This window comes from Variovorax sp. VRV01, assembly GCF_014852545.1.
In the GTDB taxonomy this organism is placed as follows: Bacteria; Pseudomonadota; Gammaproteobacteria; order Burkholderiales; family Burkholderiaceae_C; genus Variovorax; species Variovorax beijingensis_A.
In genome coordinates this window covers 96021-114202 of record NZ_JACVBS010000005.1, presented here as the reverse complement: position 1 = coordinate 114202, position 18182 = coordinate 96021, and the positions used below count along the sequence as shown (strand labels likewise).

At 67.7% G+C, this 18182-nt stretch carries 17 protein-coding genes; 12 read left to right on the top strand and 5 right to left on the bottom strand.

The features are described 5' to 3' along the window. Positions 1-5 precede the first annotated feature (5 nt). A complete protein-coding gene (locus IB278_RS10885; RefSeq protein WP_192323422.1) occupies positions 6-1193 on the bottom strand; it encodes a glycerophosphodiester phosphodiesterase in 1188 nt (395 codons plus the stop codon). Between the two features lie 100 nt (positions 1194-1293). On the opposite strand from IB278_RS10885, the gene argE reads away from it, so the two are divergent. From argE to IB278_RS10855, 6 genes are all read left to right on the top strand, one after another. Beyond that, complete coding sequence (gene argE / locus IB278_RS10880; protein WP_145742788.1) at positions 1294-2460, top strand: acetylornithine deacetylase; 1167 nt, start codon at positions 1294-1296, stop codon at positions 2458-2460. Further along, positions 2453-3715 (top strand): DUF445 domain-containing protein, encoded by a 1263-nt coding sequence (locus tag IB278_RS10875; protein WP_225612846.1) that lies wholly within the window; start codon positions 2453-2455, stop codon positions 3713-3715. The genes argE and IB278_RS10875 overlap by 8 nt, the downstream gene beginning before the upstream one ends. Before the next feature lie 99 nt (positions 3716-3814). Continuing rightward, positions 3815-5479: a hypothetical protein gene (locus tag IB278_RS10870; protein WP_192323421.1), complete on the top strand. Its 1665-nt coding sequence runs from the start codon at positions 3815-3817 to the stop codon at positions 5477-5479. A gap of 106 nt (positions 5480-5585) precedes the next feature. Continuing rightward, positions 5586-6359 (top strand): MHYT domain-containing protein, encoded by a 774-nt coding sequence (locus tag IB278_RS10865; RefSeq protein WP_145742792.1) that lies wholly within the window; start codon positions 5586-5588, stop codon positions 6357-6359. Between the two features lie 158 nt (positions 6360-6517). Then, the gene (locus IB278_RS10860; RefSeq protein ID WP_192323420.1) at positions 6518-7678 is read left to right on the top strand and encodes an acyl-CoA dehydrogenase family protein; all 1161 of its coding nucleotides are present in this window, start codon (positions 6518-6520) and stop codon (positions 7676-7678) included. A gap of 179 nt (positions 7679-7857) precedes the next feature. Then, positions 7858-8583 carry a slipin family protein gene (locus IB278_RS10855; protein WP_412556325.1) on the top strand — a complete coding sequence of 242 codons (726 nt, stop codon included), beginning with the start codon at positions 7858-7860 and terminating at the stop codon, positions 8581-8583. Positions 8584-8624: 41 nt separating this feature from the next. On the opposite strand, the gene IB278_RS10850 is transcribed toward IB278_RS10855, so the two are convergent. Continuing rightward, positions 8625-9896, bottom strand: a complete 1272-nt coding sequence (locus IB278_RS10850; RefSeq protein ID WP_145742798.1) for a DEAD/DEAH box helicase — start codon at positions 9894-9896, stop codon at positions 8625-8627. Between the two features lie 63 nt (positions 9897-9959). On the opposite strand from IB278_RS10850, the gene IB278_RS10845 reads away from it, so the two are divergent. The 5 genes from IB278_RS10845 (at position 9960) to IB278_RS10825 (ending at position 13373) form a co-directional block, all read left to right on the top strand. Continuing rightward, positions 9960-10334: a translation initiation factor Sui1 gene (locus IB278_RS10845; RefSeq protein WP_192323418.1), complete on the top strand. Its 375-nt coding sequence runs from the start codon at positions 9960-9962 to the stop codon at positions 10332-10334. Positions 10335-10340: 6 nt separating this feature from the next. Continuing rightward, positions 10341-10574, top strand: coding sequence for a DUF3820 family protein (locus IB278_RS10840; protein WP_021005079.1), 234 nt, complete (start codon positions 10341-10343; stop codon positions 10572-10574). 180 nt (positions 10575-10754) lie between these two features. After that, positions 10755-11165 (top strand): RNA recognition motif domain-containing protein, encoded by a 411-nt coding sequence (locus IB278_RS10835; RefSeq protein ID WP_192323417.1) that lies wholly within the window; start codon positions 10755-10757, stop codon positions 11163-11165. A 194-nt stretch (positions 11166-11359) separates the two neighbouring features. Beyond that, complete coding sequence (locus IB278_RS10830; protein WP_145742804.1) at positions 11360-11848, top strand: tripartite tricarboxylate transporter TctB family protein; 489 nt, start codon at positions 11360-11362, stop codon at positions 11846-11848. A gap of 13 nt (positions 11849-11861) precedes the next feature. Next, positions 11862-13373: a tripartite tricarboxylate transporter permease gene (locus IB278_RS10825; protein ID WP_192323416.1), complete on the top strand. Its 1512-nt coding sequence runs from the start codon at positions 11862-11864 to the stop codon at positions 13371-13373. 209 nt (positions 13374-13582) lie between these two features. On the opposite strand, the gene chrA is transcribed toward IB278_RS10825, so the two are convergent. Then, complete coding sequence (gene chrA, locus IB278_RS10820; protein ID WP_192323415.1) at positions 13583-14929, bottom strand: chromate efflux transporter; 1347 nt, start codon at positions 14927-14929, stop codon at positions 13583-13585. Between the two features lie 20 nt (positions 14930-14949). After that, positions 14950-15708, bottom strand: coding sequence for a TSUP family transporter (locus IB278_RS10815; RefSeq protein WP_145742810.1), 759 nt, complete (start codon positions 15706-15708; stop codon positions 14950-14952). A gap of 409 nt (positions 15709-16117) precedes the next feature. Between IB278_RS10815 and IB278_RS10810 the strand changes: the two genes are divergently transcribed. Next, positions 16118-16417 (top strand): hypothetical protein, encoded by a 300-nt coding sequence (locus IB278_RS10810; protein ID WP_370878894.1) that lies wholly within the window; start codon positions 16118-16120, stop codon positions 16415-16417. A gap of 5 nt (positions 16418-16422) precedes the next feature. Here the strand turns inward: IB278_RS10810 and IB278_RS10805 are convergent, their stop codons facing one another. Further along, a complete protein-coding gene (locus tag IB278_RS10805; RefSeq protein WP_192323414.1) occupies positions 16423-18096 on the bottom strand; it encodes a thiamine pyrophosphate-binding protein in 1674 nt (557 codons plus the stop codon). Between the last annotated feature and the right edge of the window lie 86 nt (positions 18097-18182).

Below are 18182 nucleotides of genomic sequence, written 5' to 3'. Positions count from 1 at the left end.
GAAACTCAGCGGCCGAGGCTCTTCAGGTAGTCGGCGCGAGCGGCCAGCGCCGTGTCGGTGAAGTCGGTGAACACGCCGTCCACGCCCAGCTTGTAGTAGACCGCGTACTCGTTCCTGCCGTCCTTGCTGTAGTCGGCCGCCAGTCGGCGCGATTCGTTGCGGAACGTAAACGGGTGCACGAAGAGGCCGGCCTTGTGCGCATCGGCAATCAGCGTGTTCGGCGAGACCGAGGTCGCGTCGGCGTCGTTGATCTTGCCGTCCTTGTTGACGTCGAGCGGCTTGCCGTCGGCGCCGATGCTGCCCTTGATGCTCACGATGTAGCGCTTCCACGGGCCGATGCCGTCGGCATAGGTCTTGATTTCGGCCAGGCCCGCGGGCGTGACCATGGCGTCGAAGTTGCGCTTGTCGCCGGCCTTGGTCCAGTCGTAGGGGCGGTCGCTCGGCACGGCGAAGGTCACGGCGCCGGTCTTCAGGTCGACGCTGTCGCCGTCGATCAGCTGGATGAGCCGGGTGTTCAGGCCCTTGGCCTTCATGTACTTGAGGCTCCCGGGCTCGAAGGACTGCACGTAGATGGGCGCGGTCTTGCTGTTCCAGCCGGCGGCGTTGATGGCGGCGATCACCTTGTCTTCCAGCGGCAGCCCGAGGTCGCGGAAGTAGGTCGGGTTCTTGGTCTCGGGGTAGATCGCGATGGTGCGGCCGGTTTCCTTCGACTTGGCCTTGGCAAAGTCGATGATCTCCTGGAAGGTGGGGACCTTGAACTTGCCGTTGAATTCCTGCGGGCGCTCGGGGTCGGTCGAGATGCCGCCCAGCGTCTTGATCTCGGCCAGCGTGAAGTCGTTGCTGAACCAGCCGGTCTGGGTTTCGCCGTCGACCTTGATGGTCTTCTTGCGCGAGACGAAGCGCGGGTGCTTCGCCACGTCGGTGCTGATGGCCAGGTTGGGGTCGTGGCGGGCGATGAGCACGCCGTCCTTGGTGGAGACCAGGTCCATCTCGATCACGTCGGCGCCCAGTTCGATGGCGCGCGCATAGGCTTCGAGCGTCTCTTCGGGCAGGTAGCCCGAGGCGCCGCGGTGCGCGATGACCAGCGGCGGGTTGCCGTCGAGCGTGAGCAGCTTGTTGGCGGGACCGGTGGTGCTGCAGGCGGCCAGGCCAAGGACGGCGGTCGCGGCAAGGGCGAAGTGAGCGGTGCGCATCGTCTTTTTCTCCATCCAAAAGAGGCGCAGGGTACCCGCTGCGCGTGACAGACCGGGCGCTCGTCGGCGTTCGGCGCCGACTTCTTGGACAATGTGTTGCATGTCCCCTACGCTTTCCCCCCAAAGCCTCGCGCTGGCCCAGTCGCTGGTGCGCATGAACACCGTCAGCGAGAACAGCAACCTCCAGCTGATCGACCTGGCCCAGAGCCACCTCGCCGCCCTGGGCGTGAAGAGCCGCATCACCTACAACGCCGAACGCACCAAGGCCAACCTGTTCGCCACCCTCGGCGAGGGCAAGCCGGCCGGCGTCATCATCTCGGGCCACACCGACACGGTGCCGTGGGACGGGCAGGACTGGAGCGTCGACCCGCTCTCCGCCACGCTGCGCAACGAGCGCCTCTACGGGCGCGGCTCGGCCGACATGAAGAGCTTCATTGCCATCGCCTTGTCCAATGCCAAGCGCTTCTTGGAAAGCGACTCGCCCTTCGCGGTGCACTTCGCCTTCAGTTATGAAGAGGAGATCGGCTGCTTCGGCGTGAAGGAACTGATCGCCGACATGCGCGACGCCGGCATCAAGCCGCTCGCCTGCATCGTGGGCGAGCCCACCAGCATGGTGCCGGCCATCGCCCACAAGGGCGTATACCGCTACCGCTGCTGCGTGCGCGGCAAGGAGGCGCATTCGTCGCTCACGCCGCAGTCGGTCAATGCCATCGAGATGGCGGCGCGCGTGGTCGGCAAGGTGCGCGACATGGCCGAAGGCTTCGAGCGCAGCGAACCGCGCTACGAAGGCTTCGACGTGCCCTTCAGCACCGCGAGCGTGGGCCAGTTCCACGGCGGCATCGCCGACAACGTGGTGCCGCGCGACGCCGAGTTCCGCTATGAATTCCGCGACCTGCCAACCGCCGACGCCAGGAAGATGCAGGACGAGGTCGTCTCCTATGCCGGCAGCCTCGAGGCGTCGATGAAGAAGGTGGCGCCCGATGCGGGCTTCCGCTTCGAGACCATCTGCGAGATTCCGAGCTTCCTCGGTGCGGCCACGGATCCGGTCACGCTGCTCGCGCAGCGCCTTGCGGGCGAGGAGCGCACCACGCTGGTGGCCTTCGGCACCGAAGCGGGCCTGTTCAAGAACGCCGGCATCCCCACCGTGGTGTGCGGCCCGGGCAGCATCGAGCAGGCGCACCAGCCCGACGAATTCGTGAGCCTGGAGCAGCTGGCGCGCTGCGAACTGTTCATGGAACGCCTTGCCGCCACGCCGACCATTGGCTGAAGACAGCCACGGCAGCGGCGCGCTGCGGCGCATGAAGCGGGTCGCGCTCGGCCTGCTGTGCGCCGCGGCGCTGCTCTATGCGCTGGCCAGCGCGCTGCACGGCGAGCATCCGGCCTGGGGCTACGTGGCGGCCTTTGCCGAAGCCGCGATGGTCGGCGCCATGGCCGACTGGTTTGCGGTGGTGGCGCTGTTCCGCCATCCGCTGGGCCTGCCGATCCCGCACACCGCGATCATCCCGAGCAACAAGGACCGCATCGGCGCCAAGCTGGCCGGCTTCATCTGCAACAACTTCCTCGGCACCGAGCAGGTGCTCGCCAAGCTGCGCGAGTTCGACGCGGCCGGGCGCATCGCCGATTGGCTGGCGCGGCCCGCGAGCGGCCAAAAGCTCGGCGAATGGGGCATGGCGGCCGCCCGCTACGGACTCGCTGCATTCGACGACGAGCGCGTGCGCGCCTTCATGGGACGCGCCGCGGCGGCCGGCCTCCGGAAGATCGATCTCTCGCGGCTGATGGGCCAGGCGCTGGATGCACTCACGGCCGGCGGGCGCCACCAGGCGCTGCTCGACGACGTGCTGCAGCAGGTGGCCGGCCTGCTCGAGGGCGAGGAGGTGCAGGCGCACATCACCGAAGCCATTGCGCGCGAGATCAAGACGCTGCGCTACGTGGGCCTGGACCAGGTGGCGGCCAAGCTCGCCACGCGCAAGATCGTGGCAGCCGTGGCACGCACCATCGCCGAACTGGCGGCCGAGCCCGGGCATCCGATGCGCCGGCGCTTCGACCACTTCGTCGACGACTTCGTGGTGCGGCTCAAGCTCGACCCCGAGTTCCAGCAGCGCGGCGAGCAGATCCGCGCCGAGCTGATGGCGCATCCCGCACTCGGCGACTACCTGCACGGCATCTGGGGCGAGCTGCTGGCCTGGCTGCACGACGACCTCGGCCGGGGCGACTCCACCATCCGCCAGCGCATCGCATCGATGGCGGGCGCGCTCGGCACGCGGCTGCAGGCCGACGAGGCGATCCGCCGCTGGATCAACGAGCAGATCGAGGCGGCCGCGCCGCTGGCCATCGAGCGCTACCGCGAGGACATCCGCCGCTACATCGAGGAGCGCGTTGCCGACTGGAACGCCAGCGAGATGACCAGCGAGCTGGAGCGCCACATCGGACGCGACCTGCAATTCATCCGCATCAACGGCACGCTGGTGGGCGGGCTGGTGGGGCTCTCGATCCACACGGCGACGCAGCTGCTGCGCGGGTGAGCCGCGCGGACGAAAGGCCGCATGTCCCGGGAGAGACTGCCCCGCCTCCCCTCCTTCCTTCTAGACTGCTCGCGCGCATCCAAAAGAAGGAGAGAAGACATGCCCTGCCGCCCGTTCATCCGTGCCGCCGCACTCATCGCCATCTTCGCCCTGCTGGCCGGCTGCGGCAGCATCGCGCCGCCGCCGCCGCCATCACCCACCCGCCCCGCCGCGTGGTCCGAGCCCGAAGTGCTGGTCGCGCCCTCCTCCTTCGCGGGCGTCCACGGCCTGGCCATCGACCAGAAGGGCCGCCTGCTCGCGGGCTCGGTGCTCGGCAACACGCTGTGGGAGGTCGACCGCGGCACCGGCGCGGCCAAGGTCCTGATCGACGCGCCCGAAGGCCAGGCCGACGACATCGCGGTCGGCCCCAGGGGCGAGCTGGCGTGGACCAACTACCTCATGGGCATGCTGCGCTACCGCGAAAGCGACGGCGCGCCGATGCGCGTGCTCGCCAAGGACCTGCCCGGCCTCAATTCGCTGGACTTCGACCGCAGCAGCGGCAAGCTCTACGCCTCGCAGGTGTTCCTGGGCGACGCGCTGTGGGAGATCAACCGCACGGGCCAGAAGCCGCCGCGGCTCATCAAGAAGGACATGGGCGGCTTCAACGGCTTCGAGGTCGGCCCCGACGGCATGCTCTACGGGCCGCTGTGGTTCAAGGGCCAGGTGGTGAAGATCGATCCGGCGAACGGCAGCATGGCCGTGATCGCCGACGGTTTCAAGATTCCCGCGGCCGCCAACCTCGACGGCAAGGGCAATCTCTGGGTGGTCGATGCGCGCAGCGGCGAACTGGTCAGGGTGGACCTTGCCACGGGCCGCAAGACCGTCGCCAGGCAATTGCGTCCGTCGCTCGACAACCTGGCCATTGCCCCGGACGGCACGATCTACGTGTCGAACATGGCCAACAACGAAGTGCAGTCCTTCGACCCTGCCACCGGAGTGCTGCGCACGCTCACCAGCGGCAAGCTCGCGGCGCCGGCGGGGCTCAAGATCGAAGGCCGAACGCTCTGGGTGGCCGATGTGTTCGGCTTCCGGCAGGTGGACGTGCGCACCGGCGAAGTGCGCGACGTGTTCCGCATGCAGCGCGATCCGGAACTCGACTATCCGTTCGCCGTCGGCCTGTCGGGCACGCGCTTCGCGCTGACCTCATGGTTCACGGGCACCGTTCAGCTGGTGGACCGCCAGACGCTTCGGACCGTCGAAACCATCCACGGACTGAAGGCGCCGTTCGATGCCATTCCCATGGCCGACGGCAGCGTGATCTATGCCGAGATCGCCACCGGCAGCATCACCCGCGCGAGCGGCCCTCATTTTGCCGAGAAGCAAGTGCTCGCCAGCGGGCTGGGCGGCCCGGTGCAGATGATCGTCGGCCGCGACGGCGCGCTCTACGTCACCGAAGCCGCAGGCAAGCTGACCCGCATTCCGCTCGATGCCAGCGCCCCGCTGCGCGCCATTGCCGAAGGCCTGGCGCTGCCCGAAGGCGTGGCCGAGACGCCCTGGGGCAGCTTCATCGTGGCCGAGAGCGCGGCGCGCCGGCTGGTGGAGATCGATCCGGCCAGCGGCTCACGCCGCACCGTGGCGGACAACCTGCCGATCGGACTGGCCGCGGGGCCGGGCCTGCCGCCGCCCTACGTGGTCACGGGTGTCGCGGTGGACAGCGACGGGAGCATCTATATGGCGGCCGACCGGAACAACGCGATCTACCGCATCCGTCCCATGAATAAGTGATTTACTTTTGAAAACAACTATTACAAACTCCTGAACGGACGTCTCGTTACATCTTCGGCCGGGTGGCCGGCGGCGGCGGGCGTTCCTTTTTAGGAGAAGAAAAGACATGACTCCCCTCGTCGTTGGCCAACTGCTGTCGCCCGAGTATTCGCCGGGGCTGGTGGCGCTCTCGTTCCTCATCTCGTTCGCGGGCTCCCTGGTGGCGCTGATCTGCGCGGGGCGCATGGTCGGCGCCGACGGCAAACCCAATCTCGCGGTCGTCGCGTGCGCTGCGGTGGCGCTGGGCGGTATCGGCATCTGGTCGATGCACTTCATCGGCATGCTGGCGTACCGCCTGCCGGTGGGCATTTCCTACAACGTGCCGCTCACGGTGGTCTCGCTGGTGGCGGCCATCCTGATCTCGGGCATTGCGCTGTACATGGCGGGCGGGCGGCGCAAGTTCAGCCGGGCCGGCTGGCTGGCCGGAAGCCTGCTCGCGGGGCTGGGCGTGTGCGTGATGCATTACATGGGCATGTTCGCGATGAACATGCGCGCCTCGATGGATTTCGACCCCACCATCGTGGCGCTGTCCGTGGCCATTGCCATCACCGCCGCCGGCGCGGCCCTCTGGCTGGCCTTCAACCTGCGCCGGCTGACACACCAGATCGCCGCGGCGGCCGTGATGGGCGTGGCGGTCTGCACCATGCACTACGTGGGCATGAGCGCGGCCAGCATGATCTGCATCGCGGCCGCCCCCACCGACGCGCTGGCCATCGGCGGCAACTACATGGGCCTGACGGTGTTCGGCACGGCCGGTGCGGTGCTGATCTTCATCTACTGGGTGATCACGGGCACCAGCATGGACGCGCCCGCTGCGCCACGGCGGGTCCGCACCAGCTAATTGGCGCAAGCCGGGCGCGCATCAGCGCCCTAGAGTCGGTGCAGCTCGCACGGGTGTGCGTGCGCGGCGTTGCGGTGTTTCGACGGCTTCCATCCTGCACAGACGCCACGCGTGTTCCAGGACGGCGGCGAGACGAACCACCGATTGGAGACAACCGCATGCAGTACACCCACGAACATCTCGAGATCCAGAACACGCTGCGCCGCTTCATCGACGACGAGATCAATCCGCATGTCGACGAATGGGAGGAGGCCGAGATCTTTCCCGCGCACGAGGTCTTCGGGAAGCTCGGCCGGCTGGGCATGCTGGGCCTCAACAAGCCCGAGGCCTTCGGCGGCGCCGGGCTCGACTATTCGTATGCGATGGCGATGGCCGAGGCCTTGGGCCACATCAGCTGCGGCGGCGTGCCGATGGCCATCGGCGTGCAGACCGACATGTGCACGCCTGCGCTCGCGCGCTTCGGCAGCGACGAACTGCGCCGCGAGTTCCTCGCGCCTGCGATCGCGGGAGAGACGGTCGGCTGCATCGGCGTGAGCGAGCCCGGTGCGGGCAGCGACGTGGCGGGCCTCAGGAGCCATGCGCGCAAGGACGGCGGCGACTACCTCATCAGCGGCCAGAAGATGTGGATCACCAACAGCCTGCAGGCCGACTGGATGTGCATGCTGGTCAACACCAGCGAGGGCCCGGTGCACCGCAACAAGTCGCTCGTGATCGTGCCGATGGACAGCCCCGGCATCGAGAAGGCGAAGAAGTTCCGCAAGATCGGCATGCATTCGAGCGACACGGGCCTGATCCATTTCGACGAGGTGCGCGTGCCGCAGCGCTATCGCATCGGCGAAGAGGGCCAGGGATTCGTCTACCAGATGCAGCAGTTCCAGGAAGAGCGCCTGTGGGCCGCCGCGAGTTCGCTCGAACCGATGGAGGACTGCATCGCGCAGACCATCGAATGGGCGCAGCAGCGCCGGATGTTTGGCGCCACGCTGGCCGACCAGCAGTGGGTGCAGTTCAAGCTGGCCGAACTCAAGACCGAGGTGGAGGCGCTGCGCGCCCTCGCCTACCGCGCCTGCGACCTGCATGTGCAGGGCCGGGACGTGCTCGAACTGGCCTCGATGGCCAAGCTCAAGACCGGCCGGCTCACGCGCCAGGTGGCCGATACCTGCCTGCAGTTCTGGGGCGGCATGGGCTTCACGCTCGAGAACCGCGTCTCGCGGCTGTACCGCGACGGGCGGCTCGGCTCCATCGGCGGCGGCGCAGACGAAGTGATGCTCGGCATCCTCGCCAAGACCATGGGCATCGCCAAGCGGCCGCCGCGCGGCTGAAGCGCACGTGGACGCCGGACCTCGGGCCGACCGCGCGGCGAGAAGATCGCCGCGCCTGGGCTTCATGTATCGGCCCCGTCGCGGAACGCCCGCGCGCACCGAAGGTCCAACAGTCCAGCGCTGTCGCTGAGTCGCAGGAGGCCGCCATGTTCTCTTTCACTTCCGGCATCGGCACCCTCATGTTCGTCCTGCTGGTGGTGCTGCTCTTTTCCGCGATCTGGATCTTCCGCGAATACGAGCGCGGCATCGTGTTCACCCTGGGGCGATTCTCGAAAGTCGCGGGGCCCGGACTGGTGATGGTGTTTCCCGCCATCCAGCAGGTCGTGCGGGTCGATCTGCGCACCGTGGTGCTCGAGGTTCCGACCCAGGACGTGATCTCGCGCGACAACGTGTCGGTGAAGGTCAGCGCGGTCGTCTACTTCCGCATCGTCGACGCCGAAAAGGCCATCATCGAGGTCAAGGATTTCTTCAACGCGACCAGCCAGCTGGCGCAGACCACGCTGCGCTCGGTGCTGGGCAAGCACCAGCTGGACGACATGCTGGCCGAGCGGGAAAAACTCAACCTGGATGTGCGCGAGTCGCTCGACGTGCAGACGGCTTCGTGGGGCATCAAGGTCTCCAACGTGGAGATCAAGCAGATCGACCTCACCGAATCGATGGTCCGCGCCATTGCGCGGCAGGCCGAGGCGGAGCGTGAGCGGCGTGCCAAGGTGATCCATGCCGAAGGCGAGCTGCAGGCCTCCGAGAAGCTGTTCCAGGCCGCGCGCGTGCTGGCGCAGGAGCCGCAGGCGATCCAGCTGCGCTACCTGGAAACGCTGACGGTGATCGGCGCGGACAAGAACACCACCATCGTCTTCCCGCTGCCGGTGGACCTGCTCGCGAGCTTCCTGCACAAGCCCGCGTAGCGCGCATCCGATGAACTGCGCGCCGGACCGAGCGGCGCCGGTCAGTCGCTCTTTTCACCCGCATCATGCTGCGCGGCAGCGAGCGCGGCGGCCGCGCGCAGCTTGTCCTTCTTGCTCGGCCGCTTGCCCTTGATGCCGCCGGTGCCGGAGGCATCGGCCATCGGCACGGCGGCCTCGGCCGGCTCGAAGCCCTCGATGCGCTCGCGCGGCAGGTGCAGGCCCTGGCGCTTCTCGATCAGGCGGAAGTGCGCCTCGGTGGCCGCGCTCACGAAGCTGATCGCCAGCCCGCTCTCGCCGGCGCGGCCCGTGCGGCCGATGCGGTGGATGTAGTCGGTGGGCGAGCGCGGCAGGTCGTAGTTGATCACCACGGGCAGCTGTGCAATGTCGATGCCGCGCGCGGCCAGGTCGGTGGCAATCACCACGTCCCAGCGGCTCTCCTTGAACTGCGCGAGGATGCCGGTGCGCGTGCCCTGCGCGATGTCGCCGTGGAAGGGCACGGCATACACGCCGTTCTTGTACAGCTTCTCGGCCACGGTCTGCGCCGCATGCTGCGTGGCGACGAAGACCAGCACGCGGTCCCAGTCGTTTTCCTTCAGCAGATGGCGCAGCAGCTGCGTGCGGCGGTTCGCGTCGACCTCGATCACGCGCTGCACGATGGCGGGCTCGGTGCCGGGCTCGCCCTGCACGTCGATCACCGCGGGGTCGTGCAGCGTGCCGTCGGCCAGCGCCTGGATGGCGGGCGGGAAAGTGGCCGAGAACAGCAGGTTCTGGCGCCGCGCCGGCAGCAGCGCGAGGATGCGGCCCAGCTCCTCGGCAAAGCCGAGGTCGAACAGGCGGTCGGCCTCGTCGAGCACGAGCATGGACACGGCGCCGAGCTTCAGCGCGTTGTGCTCCACCAGGTCGAGCAGGCGGCCCGGCGTGGCCACCACGATGTCGGCGCCGCCGCGCAGGCTCATCATCTGCGGGTTGATCGACACGCCGCCGAAGGCAATTGCGATCTTGAGCCGCTCGGGCAGGTGCTGCGCAAGGCTGCGCATGGCTTCGCCGACCTGGGCCGCGAGCTCGCGCGTGGGCACGAGCACCAGCGCGCGCACGCGCCGCGGCGCCTGTGCACGCTCGGCGGCCAGGCGCTGCAGCAGCGGGAGGGAAAATGCGGCGGTCTTGCCGGAACCGGTCTGCGCCGAGCCCCGCACGTCGCGGCCTTGCAGAATGGCGGGAATGGCCGCAGCCTGGATGGCGGTCGGCGCGGCGTAGCCGCTTTCGGCGGCAGCCTGCACGAGCGCGGGGGCCAGGCCCAGTGAGTCGAATGGCATGTGAGCAGACAGAGAATGAACCGGGGACAGTGAAGAAGTGAAGAAAAAGAAGAGATCGATCGAATGGCAACGATGAAAAGCAGTCAGGCCAGCGCCCTGGTGTACTCCACCGAGGCGGGCGGCCGCATGTGCCCCGACTGCGGCGCGCCGGCGGCGCAGTGCCGCTGCAGGCAGATCAAGGCGCGCGCGCCGGCCACCGACGGCATTGTGCGTGTATCCCACGAGACCAAGGGCCGCAAGGGCAAGGGCGTGACCGTGGTCAAGAGCCTCGCGCTCGATGCGGCGGCACTCGCGGCGCTGGGCAAGCAGCTCAAGACGGCCTGCGGCTCGGGCGGCACGGTGAAGGACGGCATCATCGAGATCCAGGGGGACCACCGCGAACTGGTGATCGCCGCGCTCTCGAAGCAGGGCCACACCGTCAGGCGCGCAGGAGGCTGAATTTCAATGAAACCCGAAGACCTGCAGCGCCTCGTCACGCTCGAAATGCCCTTCGGCAAGCACAAGGGCACGCTGATTGCCGATTTGCCCGGAAATTACCTCAATTGGTTCGCACGCGAGGGTTTTCCCGCGGGCGAAATTGGCCGGCTGCTCCATTTGATGCATGAAATAGACCACAACGGCCTCTCCGGCCTGCTGCAACCGTTGCGAAACCGCCCGTCAGGACGTGATGTTTCGTAATAAGCGCTGATTTCGGTACGCTTTTTCCGGAACGGCTTGATAATCCGGCCTACGTGTCTGTGAGCTTGCTCCCGTGCACGTAATTCGGTGATCGGTCAGTTTCGCGCCACAGCGCATTTGTTTGTTGTGATTCTGGGACTCCATCGCTTTGTCTTGTTGGTTTGAATTAGGAGTCCCTCAATGGGCAAGAAACTCTACGTAGGCAACCTCGCCTACTCCGTGCGTGACAACGACCTGGAACAGGCTTTCGGCGAGTTCGGCTCGATCGTCAGCGCCAAGGTCATGATGGAACGCGACACCGGCCGCTCCAAGGGCTTCGGTTTCGTGGAAATGGGCACCGACGCTGAAGCGCTGGCAGCCGTTGAAGCCATGAACGGCCATTCGCTCCAGGGCCGTGCCCTGACCGTGAACGAAGCACGTCCGATGGAAGCCCGTCCCCCCCGTACCGGTGGTGGCGGCGGCTACGGCGGCGGCGGCGGTGGTGGTTACGGCGGTGGTGGTGGCGGCGGCGGCTACGGTGGTGGCGGCGGTGGCCGCAGCGGTGGTGGCGGCGGCTACGGCGGCGGCGGCGGTGGCCGCGGCGGCTACTAAGCCCTCCCACCGAGACCTCGCTCTCAAGTAAAAAAGCTCCTTCGGGAGCTTTTTTCGTTTCCGCCTTCTTCCTTTGCCCGCTTGCGCCGGGCTCACGGGAGAACCCTTGTACGCATTTGTCCCTACCGGGCCGGTCAGCCAGCGGTCAGCCGTGGGCGACGACCCTCACTCCTCCAATCAAGAGGGTCGAGACAATGCGTATAAAGAGTCAGGCTGACTTCTTTTCAGGAGTCATGTTCACAGCCGTGGGCGGCGCTTTCGCCATAGGCGCCACCACCTACAACATCGGCGACGGTGCCCGCATGGGACCCGGTTATTTCCCGCTCATGCTGGGCATCCTGCTGGCCGTGCTCGGGGCGTTCATCATGTTCCAGGCGATGGTGGTCGAAACCGCCGGCGGCGACAAGATCGGCAAATGGGCCTGGAAGCCGCTGGCCTTCGTGCTCGGCGCCAACCTGGCGTTCGGCGTGCTGCTGGGCGGCCTGCCGAGCATCGGCGTGCCCGCCATGGGGATGATCGTCGCGATCTACGCGCTCACCATCATCTCGAGCATGGCCGGTGAACATTTCAAGCTGCGCGACGTGCTGGTGCTGTCCACCATCCTGGCGGCCGGCAGCTATGTGGCCTTCATCTGGGCGCTCAAGCTCCAGATCCAGGTCTGGCCTACTTTCATCTCGGGTTGAGGAGCACACCGCCATGGAACTGTTCCACAACCTCGCGACCGGCTTCGGCGTCGCCTTCACTTTCACCAACCTGCTGTACTGCCTGGTCGGCTGCATCCTGGGCACCTTGATCGGCGTGCTGCCGGGCATCGGCCCGGTCGCGACCATCGCGATGCTGCTGCCCGCCACCTACGCACTGCCGCCTGTGTCGGCGCTGATCATGCTGGCCGGCATCTACTACGGCGCGCAGTACGGCGGCTCGACCACCGCGATCCTGGTGAACCTGCCCGGGGAGTCGTCCTCGGTGGTCACCTGCATCGACGGCTACCAGATGGCAAGGCAGGGCCGCGCGGGCCCGGCGCTGGCCGCGGCGGGCCTGGGCTCGTTCTTTGCCGGCTGCGTCGGCACGCTGATCCTCGCAGCCTTTGCGCCGCCGCTGACCGAGCTGGCCTTCAAGTTCGGTCCGGCCGAATACTTCTCGCTGATGGTGCTGGGCCTGATCGGCGCCGTGGTGCTGGCTTCGGGCTCGCTGCTCAAGGCGGTGGCCATGATCGTGCTGGGCCTCCTGCTCGGCATCGTGGGCACCGATGTGAATTCCGGCGTGGCGCGCTACAGCTTCGACATTCCGGAACTCACCGACGGCATCGGCTTCGTGGTGATCGCCATGGGCGTGTTCGGCTACGGCGAAATCATCGGCAACCTCTCGCAGCCCGACGACGAGCGCGAGGTGTTCACGCACAAGGTCAAGGGCCTGTGGCCCACCAAGGAAGACTTCAAGCGCATGACGCCCGCGGTGCTGCGCGGCACGGCGCTGGGTTCGGCGCTCGGCATCCTGCCGGGCGGCGGCGCGCTGCTGGCGGCTTTTGCGGCCTACGCGCTGGAGAAGAAGATCAAGATGCGCCCCGGCGAAGTGGCCTTCGGCAAGGGCAACATCCGCGGCGTGGCCTCGCCCGAATCGGCCAACAATGCCGGCGCGCAGACCTCCTTCATCCCGCTCCTGACGCTGGGCATTCCGCCCAACGCGGTGATGGCGCTGATGGTGGGTGCGATGACCATCCACAACATCCAGCCCGGCCCGCAGGTGATGACCAGCAACCCCGAGCTGTTCTGGGGCCTGATCGCCTCGATGTGGATCGGCAACGCGATGCTGATCATCCTGAACCTGCCGCTGATCGGCATGTGGATCAAGCTCTTGACGGTGCCCTACAAGTTCCTGTTCCCGGCGATCGTGCTGTTCTGCGCGATTGGCGTGTACTCGACCAACAACAACACCTTCGACGTGTGGATGGTCGCGATCTTCGGCTTCATCGGCTACCTGTTCCTGAAGCTGCGCACCGAGCCGGCTCCGTTGCTGCTGGGCTTCATCCTCGGGCCGATGATGGAAGAGAACCTGCGGCGCGCGCTGCTGCTGTCGCGCGGCGCGTGGAGCGTGTTCATCACGCGGCCGCTGTCGGCCGGCCTGCTGGTGGCGGCGGCGCTGCTGCTGGGCATCGTGCTGCTGCCGTCGATCAAGGCCAAGCGCGAAGAAGCCTTCGTCGAGGAATAACCCACCCCCGTCCCTCGCTCACTTCGTGTAGCTCGACTCCCCCTCAAGGGGGCAACACCGGCGGCCCGGCAAAGCCGGTTCCGCGGTGTTCCTGGCCCACCCCCGAAACGGCTCACTTCGTGTAGCCGCCTCCCCCTCAAGGGGGCAACACCGGCGGCCCGGCAAAGCCGGTTCCGCGGTGTTCCTGGACTCGACTCCGCTTGCGGCGGTCAGCGCGCAAGCAGTTGCCAGGCCATGCCCGCGAGCGCGGAGGCGAGCACCACCGGGATCACGCCGGCCTTGAAGCGGAAGAGCGCGATGGCCGCGAGGACGCCGATCACGGCGGAGGGGGCCTCGAAGGGCCCGGACAACCCCGCAGGCCAGAGCACGTGGTAGGCGAAGAAGACCGCCAGATTGACGATCACGCCGACCACGGCTGCGGTGATGGCGGTGAGCGGCGCCGTGAATTTCAGGTTGCCGTGGGTCGATTCGATGAAGGGTCCGCCCAACAAGATGAACAGGAACGACGGCAGGAAGGTGAAGAAGGTCACCACCGCCGCCGCCGCCGCGCCCGCCGCGAACAGCGCCTGCGGGCCGAACAGCGCCTGGCCCCAGCCGCCCACGAAGCCCACGAACGAGACCACCATGATCAGCGGGCCGGGCGTGGTTTCCCCGAGCGCCAGTCCGTCGATCATCTGCGTGGCGCTGAGCCAGTGGTAGTGGTCGACCGCGCCCTGGAACACATAGGGCAGCACCGCATACGCGCCGCCGAAGGTCAAAAGCGCCGCCTTGGTGAAGAACCAGGCCATCTGCGTGAGCGCGCCGTTCCAGCCGTACAGCGCCGCGAGGGCGCCGAGGGCGCCGAGCCACAGCGCAAGGAACACCGCCAGCACGCGCACGAAACGGCCCCAGCCGAAAAGGGCGTGCGGCGGCGTCGGCGTGCCGTCGTCGATCAGCGCCGGCCCGGCCGACGACGCGGCGCTGCCGTGCCCGCCGCCCGCCGCAAAGTACGCCGGCGCGAAGCGGCTGCCGAAGTAGCCGATGGCCCCGGCGGCCAGCACGATCAGCGGGAACGGCAGGCGCAGCGCGAAGATCGCCACGAAGGCCGCCACGGCAATCGCCCAGAGCCATGCGTTCTTGAGCACCCGCGAGCCGATGCGCCAGGCGGCGAACAGCACGATGGCCGTCACTGCGGGCTTCACGCCGTAGAGCAGGCCCGCCACGGCCGGCACGTGGCCGTAGGCCATGTAGGCCCACGACAGCGCGATCAGGATGAAGAGCGACGGCAGCACGAAGAGCACGCCCGCCGCGAGGCCGCCCCAGGTGCGGTGCATGAGCCAGCCGATGTAGGTGGCCAGCTGCTGGGCTTCGGGGCCGGGCAGCACCATGCAGTAGTTCAGCGCATGCAGGAAGCGCTTCTCCGAGATCCAGCGCCGGCGCTCGACCAGTTCCTGGTGCATCAGCGCGATCTGCCCGGCCGGCCCGCCGAAGCTGATGAAGCCGAGCTTGAGCCAGTAGGCGAAGGCCTGCCAGAAGCTGACGGGAGGGGGGGGTTCGAGAGGCTCTGGCGGCGGCATGCAGGGACTTTCGGGTCTGGCTATTTCAGGAATGCGTCGTAGGCGGTCTTCAGGATCAGCGCGCTCACCACGACGATGAACACCACCCGCACGAAGCCGGCCCCGTGTTTCAGCGCAACACGCGTGCCCGCCAGGCTGCCGGCCACGTTGGCCACCGCCATCACCAGCCCATAGTGCCACCAGACGTGCCCCTTGAGCGCGAGCAGCAGCAGGGCCGCGGCGTTGGTGAGCGTGTTGATGATCTTGGCCGAGGCCGAGGCGTTCAGGAAGTCGTAGCCCATCCAGCGCACGAACAGGAACACCAGGAAGCTGCCCGCGCCGGGGCCGAAGAAGCCGTCGTAGAAGCCGATCGAGAGCCCGATGGTGCAGGCCGCCAGGGTTTCGGCCCGTCCGCTGAAGCGCGGCGCATGGTTGCGGCCCAGGTCCTTGCGCGCCAGCGTGTAGAGCAGTACGCCCAGCAGCACGATGGGCAGCGCGCGGCGCAGGAAGTCGCCCGGGAACACCGTGACGCCCCAGGCGCCGAGCATCGAACCCGCGAAACCGAGCAGCGCGGCCGGCCACAGGGCGCCCCAGCGCATCTGGACGCGCTGGCTGAACTGGGCCGCCGCGGCCGCCGTGCCCCAAATGGACGCGCTCTTGTTGGTGCCCAGCAAGGTGGCCGGCGGTGCGCCCGGAAAGACGGCAAAGAGCGCCGGCACGAGGATCAGCCCTCCGCCCCCCACGATCGAATCGACAAAACCCGCGAGCAGCGAGGCGCCCGTGACCACCAGCATTTCCATGGCGGGATTGTCGCACCCGGATTGCTATCAAAAAAGGAGCTTCAACCAGAAGTGGGACGGGCGCGAGAGCGCTCTTCGGCGAGAAGCAAATGCCTCAGCGGGAGGGTGGCGGCAGGCAAAAAAAAAGACGCCGACCAGCGACGCCTTTTCAAGTTCAGCACGGCTTCTCGAGCGGAAGCCTTGAAGAATTTTTGTTGTAGACCGAATTTGTCTCCTCGGACCCTCGGCAGTACGAGCTGGGCCCGTTCGCGAGTGGGCAGACTTTAGGCGGTGCACCGGCCCAGTGCATTGGGAATTACCCGCTTTGCCTTAGCGCTGTGGGGCGGTTCGCAAACCAAAGTGTTTCGGACCGTTAACGGTATGGCATGACTTGTGCACGCAAGTGCTTGATCCATCCATGGAGGCCGTCATGTCCATGTCCGAAAGCGAACGCATTGCGCTGGCCGCGCGCCTGCACGTGGCGCTCAGGCGAAAGCACGGGCGCGTGACGGACACCGAATGGATGGCCACCAATGCCGAATACGCCGCGGAGATCGTGCGCATGACGCGCGCGCATGCGGTCGAGACCAAGGACGAAGACCTGTACCTGCTCGCCACCCGGCTGGAGCAGGCGATGGAACCGCTGGCGCGCGCCGCGCGGCTGGCGGCGCGCGCGCCCGACGGCCATCTGCCGAACCCGCTGCCGCGCTATGCGGACGGGCTGGGCTGATTTCTTCAGCCCGCGGCGAGAGCGGCCTTGCGGATCGACTGCAGCGTGCTGGCCGGCGTGATGGCTTCGGGGTCGAGCAGGCAATGCAGGATCGCGGGCTTGCCGCTGGCACGCGCCCGCGCCAGCGCGGGACCGAACTCCGCGGTGCTGGCCACGCGCTCGCCGTGGCCGCCGAACACCTCGGCATAGCCGCGGAAGTCGGGGTTCTTCAGCTGCGTGGCGCTCACGCGGCCCGGGTAGTGCTTTTCCTGGTGCATGCGGATGGTGCCGTACATGGCGTTGTCGAGCAGCACCACGAGGATCGGCAGGCCGTACTGCACCGCGGTGGCGAACTCCTGGCCGTGCATCATGAAGTCGCCGTCGCCCGCGAACACCACTACCTCGCGCTGCGGCCAAAGCCGCTTGGCGCCCACGCCGGCCGGCAGGCCGTAGCCCATCGATCCGCTGGTGGGCGCCAGCTGGCCCGCGAACGCGCGGAATGGCCAGAAGCGGTGCACCCAGGTCGCAAAATTGCCCGCGCCATTGCAGAAGATGGTGTCGGCCGGCAGCACCTCGCGCAGGTGCTGCATGACCTCGCCCATCTGCAGCGGGCCCGGAATGCGGATCGGGGCCGGATCGCTCCAGCGCAGGAAGTCTTCGCGCGCAGTCTTCGTCTCGGCCTGCCAGGCGGGCGGCGAGGCCGGGCGCAGCGCGGACACCGCCTCGGCAAAGGCCTGCGGCGTGGCATGGATGCCCTGGGCCGGGCGGTAGAGCTTGCCGAGCTCGTCGGCGTCGGCATGCACATGCACCAGCGCCTGCTTCGGCTGCGGAATGGCGAGCAGTTCATAACCCTGCGAGGGCACTTCCGACAGGCGCCCGCCCACCAGCAGCACCAGGTCCGCCTGGCGGATGCGCTCGAGCATGCGCGGATTCGCGCCCAGGCCCAGGTCGCCCGCGTAGCAGGGATGCTCGGCCGACAGCAGCATCTGGCGGCGGAACGAGCAGTACACCGGCAGCGAGAACGCCTCGGCGAAAGCCGCGAACTGCTGCGTCGCGGCCTCGGACCAGCGGCTGCCGCCCAGGATGGCGACCGGCCGCTCGGCCCGCGACAGGCGCTGCTGCAACTCGGCGATCTGCGCTGCGCCCGGATGGGTTTCGACCACTGCATAGGGCTGCGCGTCGGCCACGGCGGCGGCTTCGGTCAGCATGTCCTCGGGCAGCGCGATCACCACCGGCCCGGGCCGGCCCGAGGTGGCGACGTGGAAGGCGCGCGAGACCAGCTCGGGCACGCGGGCGGGGTCATCGATCTGCACCACCCACTTGGCCATGGTGCCGAACACCGCGCCGTAGTCCAGCTCCTGGAAGGCTTCGCGGCCCAGCGCCTCGCGCGCCACCTGGCCCACGAACAGCAGCAGCGGCGTCGAATCCTGGTGCGCGATGTGCACGCCGGCCGCCGCGTTGGTGGCGCCCGGCCCGCGCGTGACGAAGCAGACGCCGGGCCGGCCCGTGAGCTTGCCCTGCGCCTCGGCCATCATCGTGGCGCCGCCTTCCTGGCGGCACACGGTCACGTCGATGGAAGCGTCGTGCAGCGCATCGAGCACGGCCAGGAAGCTTTCGCCAGGCACGCAGAAGAGCTGCCTGACGCCGTGGGTGATGAGCTGGTCGACCAGGATCTGGCCGCCGGTGCGGGGAGAGGTCATGCTGAGTCCAATGCAATGAAGGTGTTGGTATTTGCGCCTTCCCCTTCCGGGGGAAGGTTGGGATGGGGGCAGGCGGCGCTGGATAC